Genomic DNA, 14579 nt, shown 5'->3' on the forward strand with positions numbered 1-14579 from the left:
CACTGCCGACCATGACCCCCACGCACCCCTTCGACAAAGCCCTGGAGCTCCACCACAGCGACATCCGCGTGGGGCACTTCACGGGCATGACCAGCCCCGACTACTGGAACATGGTCGGGCCCTTCGGCGGCACCACGGCGGCGCTCGCGCTGCAGGCGGTGCTGAGGCATCCCGACCTGCTGGGCGCGCCGATCGCGCTCACGGTGAACTACGCGGCGGCGCTCGAGGCCGGCGCGTTCGACATCCAGGCCACGGCCGTGCGCACCAACCGCTCGACGCAGCACTGGACGGTGCAGATCACGCAGGCCGGCGCCAGCGGCGCGCCCCACATGACGACCACCGCCACCGTGATCACCGCGGTGCGCCGCGAGACCTGGGGCGAGAACGACCTGCCGATGCCCGAGGTGCCCAGGGCCGAGGCGGTCGAGCGGATCACCATCGGCCCGTCGGGCGTGGCCTGGGTGCGCCAGTACGAGATGCGCCCGGTCAGCGGCAGCATTCCCTCGAAGTGGGACGGCAGCGGCCACCACAGCGAAAGCCGGCTCTGGCTGCGCGACGCGCAACCCCGGGCGCTGGACTTCACCTCGCTCGCGGCCATGAGCGACCTGTTCTACCCGCGAGTGTGGCTGCGCCGCGCCACGCCGGTGCCGGCGGGCACGGTGTCGATCACCACCTACTTCCACGCCAACGCGGCGCAGCTGGCCGAGGTGGGCACGGGCTACCTGCTGGGCAGCGCCACGGGGCAGCAGTTCAGCAACGGCTTCTTCGATCAGGCGGCGCAGCTGTGGAGCGAGAGCGGCATGCTGCTCGCCACGTCGAACCAGATCGTCTACTACAAGGAGTGAGCGTCATGGCGCAGACCAAGGCCGCACTGATCGTCGGCGCGGGCGATGCCACCGGCGGCGCCATTGCCCGGCGCTTCGCACGCGAAGGCTATGCCACCTGCGTGACCCGGCGCAGCCTCGACAAGCTGCAGCCGCTGGTGGCGCAGATCGAGGCCGACGGCGGCAAGGCGCATGCCTTCGCCTGCGACGCGCGCAAGGAGGAAGAAGTGGTCGCGCTGGTCGAGCAGATCGAGTCGACCATCGGGCCGATCGAGGTGCTGGTGTTCAACATCGGCGCCAACGTGCCCGAGAGCATCCTCACGGAGAGCGCGCGCAAGTACTTCAAGGTGTGGGAAATGGCCTGCTTCTCGGGCTTTCTCAACGGGCGCGAAGTGGCCAAGCGGATGGTGGCGCGCGAACTGCCGAACGGCGGCCATCGCGGCACGATCGTCTTCACGGGCGCCACGGCCTCGCTGCGCGGCGCGGCGAACTTCGGCGCCTTCTCCGGCGCCAAGATGGCCCTGCGCGCGCTGGCCCAGTCGATGGCGCGCGAGCTCGGGCCGCAGGGCATCCACGTCGCGCACGTGGTGGTCGACGGCGCCATCGACACCGAGTTCATCCGCAGCAACTTCCCCGAGCGCTATGCGCTGAAGGAGAGCGACGGCATCCTGAACCCCGACCACATCGCCGACACCTACTGGATGCTGCATTCGCAGCCGCGCGACGCCTGGACGCACGAGATCGACCTGCGCCCGTGGTCCGAGAAGTTCTGAAGAAAACACCGAGCAGGAGACAACGCCCGTGACCAAATTCGTGGACTTCTATTTCGACTTCGGCAGCCCCGCCGCCTACCTGGCCGCCGCGCAGCTGCCGCACGTGTGCGCCGACACCGGCGCCGAGCTGGTCTGGAAGCCGATGCTGCTGGGCGGCGTGTTCCAGGCCACGGGCAACCACTCGCCGGCCGACATCAAGCCCAAGGGCCCGTACATGAACGCCGACCTGCAGCGCTTCGCCAGGCGCTACGGCGTGCCCTTCGTGCACAACCCGCACTTTCCGGTCAACACGCTGCTGCTGATGCGTGGCGCCACCGGCCTCCAGATGAGCGAGCCGGCACGCTTCGGCGCGTACGTGGACGCGGTGTTCCATGCGATGTGGGTCGAGCCGAAAAACATGAACGACCCGGCGACGGTCGGCGCGGTCTTGCAGAATGCGGGCTTCGACGCCGCGGGCCTGCTCGCGCTGGCCGGCGCGCAGGACACCAAGGACCGCCTGAAGGCCGTCACGCAGGAAGCCGTGGAGCGCGGCGTGTTCGGCGCGCCCACCATGTTCGTCGGCGGCGACATGTTCTGGGGCCAGGACCGCCTCGATTTCGTGCGCGAAGCACTTTCCGCCTGAGCGGCGCCACCCGTTTTACCCAAGGACCTTTCCCATGAGCGACATCCTCGTCCACACCGAAGCCGGTGTGATGACCATCACTTTCAACCGCGTCGACAAGAAGAACTCGATCACCAGCAGCATGTACGGCGAGCTGGCCGACGCGCTGGCCACCGCCGAGGGCGATGCCGCCGTGCGCTGCGTGCTGCTGCAGGGCGACCCGACCATCTTCAGCGCCGGCAACGACATCGGCGACTTCCTCAACGGCCCGCCGTCGACGCAGGATTCGCCGGTGTTCCGCTTTTTGCGCGGCATCGCGACCTTTCCCAAGCCCATCGTCGCGTCGGTGTGCGGCCCGGCCGTGGGCATCGGCACCACCATGCTGTTCCATTGCGACCTGGTCTACGCGGGCGACAACGCCGCCTTCTCGATGCCTTTCGTGAACCTGGGCCTGTGCCCCGAAGCCGCTTCGAGCCTGCTGGTGCCGCAGATGCTGGGTTACCACCGCGCGGCCGAGGCGCTGCTGCTGGGCGAACCCTTCATGGCCGAGGCCGCGCTCGAGGTGGGCCTGGTCAACCGCGTGGTGCCGCCGACCGAGGCCAATGCCATTGCACAGATCCAGGCACGCAAGCTGGCCGCCAAGCCGCTGACCGCGCTGGTCGAAACCAAGCGCCTGCTGAAGAAGGCGCAGATGCCCGCCGTGCTGGAACGCATGGGCGAGGAGGGCGCGAGCTTCGGCCGCATGCTGCGCGAACCCGCGGCGCGCGAGGCTTTCGGCGCATTCATGGAAAAGCGCAAGCCCGATTTCTCGAAGGTCTGAGCGTTCCGCGCGCGAGAGAAGCAAAGGAAAGCGAGCGCAAGCTCGCGCGCTTACACTGGCCGGCGTGCAAGTTTTCGAGAATAAAACGTCTGCAACGCCCGGCCAACGGGCGAGTGCTGCTACTGAAAAAGTAGCAAGCGAGTTCACGCGCCGGCGTACTTTGGGTTTTCTTGCGGGCGCCGCCATGGTGCCCGCGCTGTCGCTGGCGCGCGTGCGCCCCTTGCGCATCGGCGTCATCGGTTCGTGGAGCGGGCCTTATGCGGGCGGCGGCCGGCAGTTCGATGCGGGCATGGCTGTCTGGCTGGCGGCGCACAACCAGCATGTCGCGGGCCGGCCGGTCGAGCTGCTGCGGCGCGACGTGGCCGGCAGCGCGCCCGAGCAGGCGCGCCGCCATGCGCAGGAGCTGGTCGAAGGCGAGCGCGTCGACCTGCTGACGGGCCTGGATTTCAGCTCCAACGCCTACGCGGTGGGCGCCGTCGCCGCGCAGGCCAGGCTCCCGCTCGTGGTGATGAACGCGGCCTCCTCGGGCATCACGGCGCGCTGCCCGTTCGCGGTGCGGGTGTCGTTCACCATCGGCCAGGTCACGCTGCCGCTGGCGCGCTGGGCGCTCCAGCAGGGGCTGCGCGACGTCTGCACGGTGGTGGCCGACTACGCCTCGGGCGTCGATGCCGAGAGCGCCTTCGTCTCGGGCATCACCGCGGGCGGCGGCCGGGTCGGCGCGATGCTGCGGGTGCCGCTGGCCACGCTCGACTACTCGGCCTACATGCTGCGGCTGCGCGAGCTGAAGCCGCAGGCGGTGTTCTTCTTCCTGCCTTCGGGGCAGATGCCGGCGAGCTTCCTCAAGTTCTGGCGCGACCGTGGCATGGCCGACACCGGCATCCGCCTGCTGGCCACCGGCGACGCCACCGACGACAACTACCTCGAAGGCATGGGCGAGCTGGCCGACGGGCTGGTCACCAGCCACCACTATTCGTTTGCGCACGACGCGCCGGCCAACCGCCGCTTCACGAGCGCCTTCCAGACGGAGTACGGCAATCACCTGCGCCCGGGCTATTTCGCGGTGGCGGCGCACGATGCGCTGGCCGCCATCGACGCGGCATGGAGCTCGCCGGCGGCGCGCGGGGCCAGTGGCGACAGGCTGGTGGACGCCTTCCGCGGCCTGGCGCTGGACAGCCCGCGCGGCCCGCTCGAGATCGACGCCCACACCCGCGACGTGGTGCAGACGGTGTACATCCGCCGCGTGGAGCGCCGCAACGGGCGCTGGATCAACCGGGAATTCGAGCGCTTCGAGCGGGTGCGCGACCCGGGCGTTTGACGGGGCGGCTGCTCAGTCGCTCGGCCGCCGAGCCGCTCAACTGCTTACTCGCCGGGCTGTTCGGCCGGCTTCTCGATCGGCCGCGGACGGCCGCTGTCGTCGATCGCCACGTAGGTGAAGGTCGCCTGCGTCACCTTGATGTACTCGCCCTGCGCCCGGAAGCGCTCAGCGAACACCTCGACCGTGACCGTGACCGAGGTGCGGCCGATGCGCACCAGCTTCGAATAGAACGAAAGAATGTCGCCCAGGCGCACCGGCTGCTTGAAGATGAATTCGTTGACGGCCACCGTGGCCTGGCGGCCCTTGGCGTAGCGCGCCGGGATCACCGAGCCGGCCAGGTCGCACTGCGCCATGACCCAGCCGCCGAAGATGTCGCCGTTGACGTTGCAGTCCGCCGGCATCGGGATGACCTTGAGCACCAGCTCCATGTCGGTGGGCAGGCTCTTGAGGGTGGCAGCGGCGGCGGCACTGGAAGTATCTGACATGGGCACAATCTGGAACAAACAAGCAACCACGATTGTCCTCCATGCGCCGCAGCGGCGAAGCCCTCCCCCCCACGCCCGTCCCTTCCCACACCGTGTCCGGCCACCCGCCGGAGCGCGGCGACCGCTCCGACTGGGCGACGCTGCGGCGCCTGTTTCCTTACCTCTGGCAATACAAATGGCGCGTGGCGGCCGCGCTGGCCTTCATGGTGGGCGCCAAGGTGGCCAACGTGGGCGTGCCGGTGCTGCTGAAGAACCTGGTCGACACGATGACGCCAAAGCCGGGTGCTCCCGACTTGGCCCAGGCGCTGCTCATCGTGCCCCTCGGGCTGCTGCTGGCCTACGGCCTGCTGCGCTTCTCGACCTCGCTGTTCGGCGAGCTGCGCGAGCTGATCTTCGCCAAGGCCACCGAGGGCACGGCGCGGCGCATTGCGCTGGAGGTGTTCCAGCACCTGCACTCGCTGAGCCTGCGCTTTCACCTGGAGCGCCAGACCGGCGGCATGACGCGCGACATCGAGCGCGGCACGCGCGGCGTGCACTCGCTGATCTCGATGTCGCTCTACAGCATCGTGCCCACCATCATCGAGCTGGTGCTGGTGCTCACCATCCTGGGCGTGAAGTTCGACTCGCTGTTCGTCTGGATCACCGCGGCCGCGCTGGTGCTGTACATCGGCTTCACCGTCACGGTGACCGAGTGGCGCACCCAGTTCCGCAAGACCATGAACGAGCTCGACTCGGTGGCGCAGAGCCGCGCGGTCGATTCGCTGCTGAACTACGAAACCGTCAAGTACTTCAACAACGAGGACTTCGAGGCCAAACGCTACGACGCCAGCCTCGACCGCTACCGCAAGGCCGCCATCAAGAGCCAGCGCACGCTGAGCATGCTCAACACCGGCCAGCAGGCGCTGATTGCCGTGAGCCTGGTGCTGATGCTGTGGCGCGCCACCTCGGGCGTGGTCGAGGGGCGCATGACGCTGGGCGACCTGGTGATGGTCAACGCCTTCATGATCCAGCTCTACATTCCGCTGAACTTCCTGGGCGTGATCTACCGCGAGATCAAGCAGAGCCTGACCGACCTCGACAAGATGTTCGTGCTGATGGAGAAAGACCGCGAGGTGCGCGATGCGCCCGGCGCGCAGCCGCTGGCCGGCACCGACGCCACCGTGCGCTTCGAGGACGTGAGCTTTGCCTACGAACCCGCCCGGCCGATCCTGAAGCACGTGAGCTTCGAGATCCCGGCCGGCAAGACGGTGGCCGTGGTCGGCCCCTCGGGCTCGGGCAAGTCGACGCTGGCGCGGCTGCTCTACCGCTTCTACGACGTGCAGCAAGGCCGCATCACCATCGGCGGCGAAGACATCCGCGAGGTGCAGCAGTCCAGCGTGCGGCGTGCCATCGGCATCGTGCCGCAGGACACGGTGCTGTTCAACGACACGGTCGAATACAACATCGCCTACGGCCGCCCGGGCGCCACGCGCGACGAGGTGGAAAACGCCGCGCGCGCCGCGCGCATCCACGACTTCATCTCGGCCACGCCCAGGGGCTACGACACCACGGTGGGCGAGCGCGGCCTGAAGCTCTCCGGCGGCGAGAAGCAGCGCGTGGCCATTGCGCGCACGCTGCTGAAGAACCCGCCCATCGTGATCTTCGACGAGGCCACCTCGGCGCTCGACTCGGCTAACGAGCGCGCCATCCAGTCGGAACTGAAGAGCGCCGCGCAGGACAAGACCACGCTGGTCATTGCGCACCGGCTGTCGACGGTGGTCGACGCGCACGAGATCCTGGTGCTCGAAAGCGGCGTGATCGTCGAGCGCGGCACGCATGCCGAGCTGCTGGCCCGGCAGGGCCGCTACGCCCAGATGTGGGCTTTGCAGAAGAGCGAAGCGGCGCCGCTTCTCTAGCGCGATCATTCAATTCTTTTTCATCGATTCCAGGAGCTCTCACGTGTCGACCAAGATTCCCCTGCTGGTGCTCAACGGCCTGTCGAGCGCCCACCAGGCCCAGATTGCCGAGGTCTACGACATGACCTATGCCTTCGGCCCCGCCGAGCGCGCCGCCGCCATCGCCGAGCACGGCAAGAAATTCCGCGCGGTGCTGACCATCGGCGTGATCGGCATCACGCCCGAGGAAATCGCGGCCATGCCCGCGCTGGAGCTGATCTGCTGCATGGGCGCGGGCTACGAAGGCGTGCCGCTGGAGGCGACGCGTGCGCGCGGCATCGCCACGGCCAACGGCGCGGGCACCAACGACGACTGCGTGGCCGACCACGCCTTCGGCCTGCTGATCGGCATCGTGCGCGACTTCCGCATGCTCGACCGGATCTGCCGCGAAGGCGTGTGGCGCGACGCCATCGAGCAGCCGGCGAACGTGTCGGGCAAGAAGCTGGGCATCCTGGGGCTGGGCACCATCGGCCAGAAGATCGCCAAGCGGGCGGCGGCCTTCGACATGGAGGTCGGCTATCACAACCGCAAGCCGCGCGAAGGCTCGGCGCACCGCTACTTCGGCGACCTGAAGTCGCTCGCGGCCTGGGCCGACTTTCTGGTGCTGGTCGCGCCGGGCGGACCGGCGACCCGGCACATGGTGAATGCCGAAGTGCTCGACGCGCTGGGGCCGCGCGGCTACCTGGTGAGCATCGGCCGCGGCAGCGTGGTCGACACCGAGGCGCTGGCCGCGGCGCTGCGCGAGAAGCGCATCGCGGGCGCGGGCGTCGACGTGTACGAGAGCGAACCGAAGCGCCCCGAGCCGCTGGTCGGGCTGGACAACGTGCTGCTGACGCCGCACGTGGCGGGCTGGTCGCCCGAGGCCACGCAGAAGTCGGTCGACCACTTCCTCGCGAATGCCGAAGGGCACTTCGCGGGGCGCGGCGTCGTTACGCCGATCTGACGGGCTTGCGCCTTTTCCCTTCTCCTTCCCCTCTTTGGGGAAGGCTGGGACGGGGGCGGGCAGGGCGCCCGATGGACGCGCCGCTTGCGCCCACCCCCGCCCTCCCCCGGGAGGGGAGGGAGTCAAGCCAATACTGGTGGACGGTGCGAGGCCCAGCCGCACGCCTGGTCGTACGCATGCCCGAGCCGCAGCACATCGAGGTCCGCATGGATCGGCCCCGCCAGCTGCAGCCCCATCGGCAGGCCGCCTTCACCGAACCCCGCGCGCACATTCAAGGTCGGCAACCCCGCCAGCGTGAACGGCGTGACGATCTCCATCCAGCGGTGGTAGGTGTCGCTCTTCACGCCCGCGACTTCGTCGGGCCAGTGCAGCTCGGCGTCGAACGGGAACACCTGCGCCGTGGGCGCCACCACGAAGTCGAAGCGCTCGAACAGTTTCACGAACGCGCGGTACACGTTCGAGCGGTACAGCGACGCCTGGTACAGCGAGGCCGCGTCGAGGTGCCGGCTCTGCTCGATTTCCCATTGCGCCTCGGGCTTGAGCTGCGCGAACAGCTTCGGGTCGCTCATGTAGGCGCCCAGCTTGCCGCCCACCAGCAGTTGCCGCAGCCGCAGCCAGGCACTCCAGTTGTGCTCGCGCGGCACGTCGAGCGTGCAGGGCTCCACGCTGCAGCCGATGGTGCGGAAGGTGTCGAGCGCCTTCTCGCCGAGCTCGCGCACGCCGGGCGCCAGCGGCAGGTCGGGCCAGATGCTGCCCAGCCAGCCGATGCGCAGGCCCTTGCCGTCGCCTTCCAGCTGCAGCGTGTCGGGCGAGGGCAGGGCGTGCTCGGACGACAGCGGCACGCGCGCGTCGAAGCCTGACTGCACCGCCAGCAGCCGCGCCGCGTCTTCGACGGTGCGCGCCATCGGGCCGTCGGTGGCCAGTTGCTGGAAGAACAGCTCGTCGTCGGGGTTGCCCGGCACGCGCCCGCGCGAAGGCCGCATGCCGATCACGTTGTTGAAGGCCGCCGGGTTGCGCAGCGAGCCCATCATGTCGCTGCCGTCCGCCACGGGCAGCATGCCCAGGGCCAGCGCCACGGCCGCGCCGCCGCTGCTGCCGCCCGCGCTGCGCTCGGGCGCATAGGCGTTGCGCGTGATGCCGAACACGGTGTTGTAGGTGTGCGAGCCCAGCCCGAACTCGGGCGTGTTGGTCTTGCCGATGACGACGGCGCCGGCCGCCCTGGCGCGCGCCGCGTGCAGGCTGTCGGTGCGCGCCGGCGAACGCGGCGACAGCGGCGAACCCATCGAGGTCGGCAGGCCGGCGGCGTGGCTCAGGTCCTTCACGGCCAGCGGAAAGCCGTGCATCCAGCCGCGCCGCTCGCCGCGCGCCAGTTCGGCGTCGCGCTCGCCGGCTTCGGCCAGCACCTGCGCCGTGTCGCGCAGCGAGACGATGGCGTTGAAGCGCGGGTTCAGCGCCTCGATGCGGGCCAGCGAGGCCTGCATCACTTCGCGGCAGGAGACGTCGCGCGAGGCGATGCGGCGGGAGAGTTCGGTGGCGCTGAGCGCAAGCAGGTCGTCGGCTGAGGGCATGGCAGGGGCGGCGCGTGCGGAAAAGGGAGGGGCACCCAGTATGGCGCGGCGCTCGCATAATCGCCGCGTATGGAAACAAAGTGGCTAGAAGACTTCATCAGCCTGGCTGAGACCCGCAGCTTCAGCCGCTCGGCTCAATTGAGGCATGTGACCCAGCCGGCGTTCTCGCGCCGCATCCAGGCGCTCGAAGGCTGGGCCGGCACCGACCTGGTCGACCGCAGTTCGTACCCGACGCGGCTCACGCCGGCGGGGCAGACGCTCTACAGCCAGGCCATCGAGATGCTGCAGTCGCTGCAGAGCACGCGCGCCATGCTGCGCGGGCACTCGGCCGCGGGGCAGGACGTGATCGAGTTCGCCGTGCCGCACACGCTGGCCTTCACCTTCTTCCCGGCCTGGGTCACCACGCTGCGCGAGCACTTCGGGCCCATGAAGAGCCGGCTCATCGCGCTCAACGTGCACGACGCGGTGCTGCGGCTGGTCGAAGGCAGCTGCGACCTGCTCATTGCCTACCACCACCCCTCGCAGCCGCTGCAGCTGGACGCCAACAAGTACGAGATGGTCAGCCTGGGCGAGGAAACCGTGGCGCCCTGGGTCAAGGCCGATGCCGACGGCGCGCCGCGCTACCGGCTGCCGGGCCGCCCCGGCCAGCCGCTGCCGTACCTGGGCTATGCGCCGGGCGCCTACCTGGGCCGCGTGGTCGACCAGTTGCTCAAGGAGTCGGGCACCGCCATCCACCTCGACCGCGTGTACGAGACCGACATGGCCGAAGGCCTGAAGGTGATGGCGCTCGAAGGCCATGGCATCGCCTTCCTGCCGCAGAGCGCGGTGCGCAAGGAAATCAAGGCGCGCAAGCTTGTGAGCGCGCTGCCGCCCGAGATCGACAGCCTGGAGGCGACGATGGAAATCCGCGCCTACCGCGAGCGCCCCACCGCGCCGGCCCCCGTGAAGACCGGCACCGGCCGCGCCGCCGCCAAGACCGTGCCGGTGGACGGCGCCCTGCAGCCCAAGCGCACGGCCGATGCGCTGTGGTCGTACCTGGTGGGCACCCAGCCGCCGGGCTGATGGTCCAGAATTTGTGCACCGCACAATCTATAAATGCCGCGCATGGCCCTCCCCGCATACGGCATTGGCGCCCCGAGCCGGGCGCCACTACAGTCGCGGCTGCTTTTTCGCCGCTGTCACAAGCAACATCTTCGGCACGCGTCAATCGCGTGCTTTTTTTTAGCCGAGGAACCTGTATGAGCGCCAATTTCAGGACAGAGCACGACTTCCTCGGCGAGAAGCAGATCCCCGCCATCGCCTACTGGGGCGTGCACACGGCGCGGGCCGTCGAGAACTTCGCCATCTCCGGCACGCGCATCTCGGCCATGCCCGACCTGGTGCGCGCGCTGGCCTACGTGAAGAAGGCCGCCACGCGCGCCAACGCCGACCTGGGCGCCATCGACCGCGACCGCGCGGCGGCCATCATCCTGGCCTGCGAGGACATCATCGACGGCAAGCTGCTCGACGAGTTCGTGGTCGACGTCATCCAGGGCGGCGCGGGCACCTCGACCAACATGAACGCCAACGAGGTCATCTGCAACCTCGCGCTGGAAAAGCTGGGCCACGAGAAGGCGCGCTACGACGTGCTGCACCCCAACGACCACGTCAACGCCTCGCAGAGCACCAACGACGTGTACCCCACGGCGGTGCGGCTGGCGCTGTGGTTCGCCATCGGGCGGCTGCTCGAGGCCATGGCCTCGCTGCGCAAGAGCTTCGAGGCCAAGGCGCTGGAGTTCAAGGACATCCTGAAGATCGGCCGCACCCAGCTGCAGGACGCCGTGCCCATGACGCTGGGCCAGGAGTTCCTGACCTACGCGATCATGATCGGCGAGGACGAGGCCCGCCTGGGCGAGGCGCGCGCGCTGATCGAGGAAATCAACCTCGGCGCCACCGCCATCGGCACCGGCATCAACGCGCCGCTCGGCTATGCCAACCTGGCCTGCCAGTACCTTGCCGAGCAGACCGGCGTGCCGCTCAAGCAGGCCGCCAACCTCATCGAAGCCACCCAGGACACGGGGGCCTTCGTGCAGCTGTCGGGCGTTCTCAAGCGCGTGGCCACCAAGCTCAGCAAGACCTGCAACGACCTGCGCCTGCTGTCCAGCGGCCCGCAGGCCGGCTTCGGCGAAATCAGGCTGCCGGCGCGGCAGGCGGGCTCGTCGATCATGCCGGGCAAGGTCAATCCGGTGATCCCGGAGGTGATGAACCAGGTGGCGTTCGAGGTCATCGGCAACGACATCACCGTCACGATGGCTTCGGAGGCCGGCCAGCTGCAGCTCAATGCCTTCGAGCCGATCATGGGCTGGAGCCTGTTCAAGAGCATCCAGCACCTGGGCAAGGCCTGCAACACGCTGCAGAAGAACTGCGTCGAAGGCATCGAGGCCAACCGGGAGTTCCTCGCCAAGAGGGTGCGCGAGTCGGTCACGCTGGTCACCGCGCTCAATCCGCTCATCGGCTACGAAAAGGCCGCGCTCATCGCCAAGACCGCGCTGGCCACGGGCGGCCCGATCGATCTCGTGGCCGAGTCGCTGGGCATCATGACGCGCGCCGAGATGGAGGCGCTGCTCGTGCCGGAGAATCTCACCCAGCCGGTGCGCCTCACGGCCGCGCCGGTTCCACCGGCCGCCGAGCCGTCGGGCGCTGCCCCGGGCACAAAGGCTGCTTAGTGAAAGTCGGACAATGCCAGGAGGCAGGATCGCACCAGGCTGGCGCCCTCATGCGCCGTCGCGGTGCAGTGCGCGCGCAGATGCACCGGGTTGGTCCGGGTATCACGCAAAATGTGAATGTCTAGAATTTAGTTGTATCTGTTTCAGTCACCCTCAGGAGTCTTACGTATGAAAAAACAAGTATTGGCATTGGCAATTGCGGCACTGGCCGCCGGCGGCGCGATGGCTCAGGCCAATGACACCCTGGCCAAGATCAAGGCCTCGGGCGTCATCACTGAAGGCGTGCGCGAATCCTCCGGCCTGTCCTACACGCTGGGCAACGGCCAGTACACCGGCTTCCACTACGACGTCTGCGCCAACATCATCAAGGACCTCGAGAAGGCCGCCGGCAAGAAGCTCGAAGTCAAGTACCAGCCCGTGACCTCGCAGAACCGCATTCCGCTCGTGCAGAACGGCACCGTGGACATCGAGTGCGGCTCGACCACCAACAACGCCACCCGCCAGAAGGACGTGGCTTTCGGCGTGACCACCTACGTCGAAGAAACCAAGATCGTCGTCAAGGCCAACTCGGGCATCAACTCGCTGGCCGACCTGAAGGACAAGACGGTCGCCACCACCACCGGCACCACGCCGCTGCAGACCGTGCGCAAGCAAAAGCGTGCCGAGAACCTGACCTTCAAGGAGGTCTACGGCAAGGACCACTCCGACAGCTTCCTGCTGCTGGAAACCGGCCGCGCCGACGCCTTCGTGATGGACGGCTCGATCCTGGCTGCCCTGGCCGCCAAGTCGAAGTCGCCCAAGGACTACAAGATCCTGTCGGACGTGCTGGCCGTCGAGCCCATCGGCATCATGATCCGCAAGGACGACCCGGCCTTCAAGAAGGCCGTGGACGACAGCATCAAGGCACAGGCCAAGTCGGGCGAGCTGACCAAGCTGTACGACAAGTGGTTCCTCAAGCCGATCCCGCCCGCTGGCGTGACCATCAACCTGCCGCTGGGCGAAGCCACCAAGAACGCTTGGGCCAACCCGAACGACAAGCCGGCTGAAGAGTACGTCACCAAGGAATAAGCGGCGCGTCGCTGCGTGAATGACGCCCACCTTTCACGGTGGGCGTTTCTTTTCAAGGGACAGGTTTTCTAAGTGCTGAAGGAGTGAATGAACATGGGCAACTGGGATTGGCAGGTCTTCCTGCAAGACCCCGGGGGGGATTACCCGACTTACCTGCAATGGATGCTGTCGGCCTGGGGCTGGACGGTGTCGGTTGCATTGCTGGCGCTGATCGTCGCGCTGGTACTCGGCTCGCTGGTCGGCATCATCCGCACGCTGCCCGACAGCCCGTGGCTGGTGCGCCTGGGCAACGCCTGGGTGGAGCTGTTCCGCAACATCCCGCTGCTGGTGCAGATCTTCCTCTGGTACCACGTGATTCCGGCGCTGATTCCCGTCATGAAGGGCGTGCCGAGCTTCATCCTCGTGGTGCTGGCGCTGGGCTTCTTCACTTCCGCACGCATTGCCGAGCAGGTGCGCTCGGGCATCCAGGCGCTGCCCAAGGGCCAGCGCTACGCGGGCATGGCGGTGGGGTTCACCACGCCACAGTACTACCGCTACGTGATCCTGCCCATGGCGTACCGCATCATCCTGCCGCCTCTCACGAGCGAGACGATGAACATCTTCAAGAATTCGTCCGTCGCGTTCGCCGTGTCGGTCACCGAACTCACCATGTTCGCCATGCAGGCGCAGGAAGAAACCTCGCGCGGCATCGAGGTCTACCTTGCGGTGACGGCGTGCTACGTGGTGTCGGCGCTCATCATCAACCGGCTCATGGCCTACATCGAGAAGAAGACCCGCGTGCCGGGCTTCATCGTCTCGGCCAGCGCCGGCGGCGGAGGACACTGACATGAATCTGGACCTGTCCTTCTACAACTGGGACGTCATCAGCAACTTCGTCGTCAAGGGCTTCTACTTCAGCATCATGCTGACGGTGGTGGCCACGATCGGCGGCGTGATCTTCGGCACCCTGCTGGCGCTCATGCGCCTGTCGGGCAAGAAGTGGCTCGATGCGCCCGCGGCCCTGTACGTCAACGGCATGCGAAGCATCCCGCTGGTGATGGTGATCCTGTGGTTCTTCCTGCTGGTGCCGGCGTCGTTCTATTCGCTGTTCGGCTCGGTGGGCTCCAACTACCGTTCCGAAATCTCGGCCGTGATCACCTTCGTCGCGTTCGAGGCGGCCTACTTCAGCGAGATCATGCGCGCGGGCATCCAGTCGATCCCGCGCGGCCAGGTCAACGCCGGCCAGGCCGTGGGCATGACCTACGGCCAGAACATGCGTCTCGTGGTGCTGCCGCAGGCGTTCCGCAACATGCTGCCGGTGCTGCTCACGCAGACCATCATCCTGTTCCAGGACACCTCGCTGGTCTACGCCATCGGCGCCTACGACATGCTCAAGGGCTTCGAGACGGCCGGCAAGAACTTCGGCCGCCCCATCGAGGCCTACCTGCTGGCGGCCGTCGTCTACTTTGTCATGTGCTACGCCCTTTCCTGGCTGGTGAAGCGCCTGCACAAGAAAATCGCCATCATTCGCTGACCCGCGTGCTGAACCGGAGAGAAAGAAATG

14 protein-coding genes are annotated in these 14579 nt (G+C 67.7%); 12 read left to right on the forward strand and 2 right to left on the reverse strand.

The genetic code is table 11. The features are described 5' to 3' along the window. Positions 1-11 precede the first annotated feature (11 nt). The 5 genes from BM004_RS00695 (at position 12) to BM004_RS00715 (ending at position 4333) form a co-directional block, all read left to right on the forward strand. Complete coding sequence (locus tag BM004_RS00695; RefSeq protein ID WP_093210651.1) at positions 12-845, forward strand: acyl-CoA thioesterase; 834 nt, start codon at positions 12-14, stop codon at positions 843-845. 5 nt (positions 846-850) lie between these two features. Next, positions 851-1597: an SDR family oxidoreductase gene (locus tag BM004_RS00700; protein WP_093126415.1), complete on the forward strand. Its 747-nt coding sequence runs from the start codon at positions 851-853 to the stop codon at positions 1595-1597. A gap of 28 nt (positions 1598-1625) precedes the next feature. Next, positions 1626-2219: a 2-hydroxychromene-2-carboxylate isomerase gene (locus tag BM004_RS00705; protein WP_093210653.1), complete on the forward strand. Its 594-nt coding sequence runs from the start codon at positions 1626-1628 to the stop codon at positions 2217-2219. Positions 2220-2253: 34 nt separating this feature from the next. Then, entirely contained in the window at positions 2254-3018 is a 765-nt protein-coding gene (locus BM004_RS00710; protein ID WP_093210655.1) for an enoyl-CoA hydratase, read from the forward strand. 184 nt (positions 3019-3202) lie between these two features. Then, positions 3203-4333, forward strand: coding sequence for an ABC transporter substrate-binding protein (locus BM004_RS00715; RefSeq protein ID WP_256219735.1), 1131 nt, complete (start codon positions 3203-3205; stop codon positions 4331-4333). A gap of 44 nt (positions 4334-4377) precedes the next feature. Here the strand turns inward: BM004_RS00715 and BM004_RS00720 are convergent, their stop codons facing one another. Then, a complete protein-coding gene (locus BM004_RS00720) occupies positions 4378-4818 on the reverse strand; it encodes an acyl-CoA thioesterase (RefSeq protein WP_093126834.1) in 441 nt (146 codons plus the stop codon). Between the two features lie 41 nt (positions 4819-4859). Between BM004_RS00720 and BM004_RS00725 the strand changes: the two genes are divergently transcribed. Both BM004_RS00725 and BM004_RS00730 read left to right on the forward strand, forming a co-directional pair. Then, positions 4860-6713 (forward strand): ABCB family ABC transporter ATP-binding protein/permease, encoded by a 1854-nt coding sequence (locus tag BM004_RS00725; RefSeq protein ID WP_093210657.1) that lies wholly within the window; start codon positions 4860-4862, stop codon positions 6711-6713. A gap of 43 nt (positions 6714-6756) precedes the next feature. Then, positions 6757-7695, forward strand: coding sequence for a 2-hydroxyacid dehydrogenase (locus BM004_RS00730; protein WP_093126405.1), 939 nt, complete (start codon positions 6757-6759; stop codon positions 7693-7695). Positions 7696-7817: 122 nt separating this feature from the next. Here BM004_RS00730 and BM004_RS00735 read toward each other — a convergent pair whose 3' ends face one another. Next, positions 7818-9263: an amidase gene (locus tag BM004_RS00735; protein ID WP_093126402.1), complete on the reverse strand. Its 1446-nt coding sequence runs from the start codon at positions 9261-9263 to the stop codon at positions 7818-7820. Between the two features lie 69 nt (positions 9264-9332). Here BM004_RS00735 and BM004_RS00740 point away from each other — a divergent pair, with 69 nt between their 5' ends. From BM004_RS00740 to BM004_RS00760, 5 genes are all read left to right on the forward strand, one after another. Then, positions 9333-10325 carry a LysR substrate-binding domain-containing protein gene (locus tag BM004_RS00740; protein ID WP_093126399.1) on the forward strand — a complete coding sequence of 331 codons (993 nt, stop codon included), beginning with the start codon at positions 9333-9335 and terminating at the stop codon, positions 10323-10325. Between the two features lie 176 nt (positions 10326-10501). Then, positions 10502-11968, forward strand: a complete 1467-nt coding sequence (locus tag BM004_RS00745) for an aspartate ammonia-lyase (RefSeq protein ID WP_093126397.1) — start codon at positions 10502-10504, stop codon at positions 11966-11968. A gap of 168 nt (positions 11969-12136) precedes the next feature. Beyond that, the gene (locus tag BM004_RS00750) at positions 12137-13036 is read left to right on the forward strand and encodes an amino acid ABC transporter substrate-binding protein (protein ID WP_093126394.1); all 900 of its coding nucleotides are present in this window, start codon (positions 12137-12139) and stop codon (positions 13034-13036) included. 93 nt (positions 13037-13129) lie between these two features. Further along, on the forward strand, positions 13130-13861 hold the full coding sequence (locus BM004_RS00755) for an amino acid ABC transporter permease (protein WP_093126831.1): 732 nt from the start codon (positions 13130-13132) through the stop codon (positions 13859-13861). Position 13862: 1 nt separating this feature from the next. Beyond that, positions 13863-14549, forward strand: coding sequence for an amino acid ABC transporter permease (locus BM004_RS00760; RefSeq protein ID WP_093126390.1), 687 nt, complete (start codon positions 13863-13865; stop codon positions 14547-14549). Positions 14550-14579 lie beyond the last annotated feature (30 nt).

This window comes from Variovorax sp. OK212 (assembly GCF_900112425.1).
Classification (GTDB): Bacteria; Pseudomonadota; Gammaproteobacteria; order Burkholderiales; family Burkholderiaceae_C; genus Variovorax.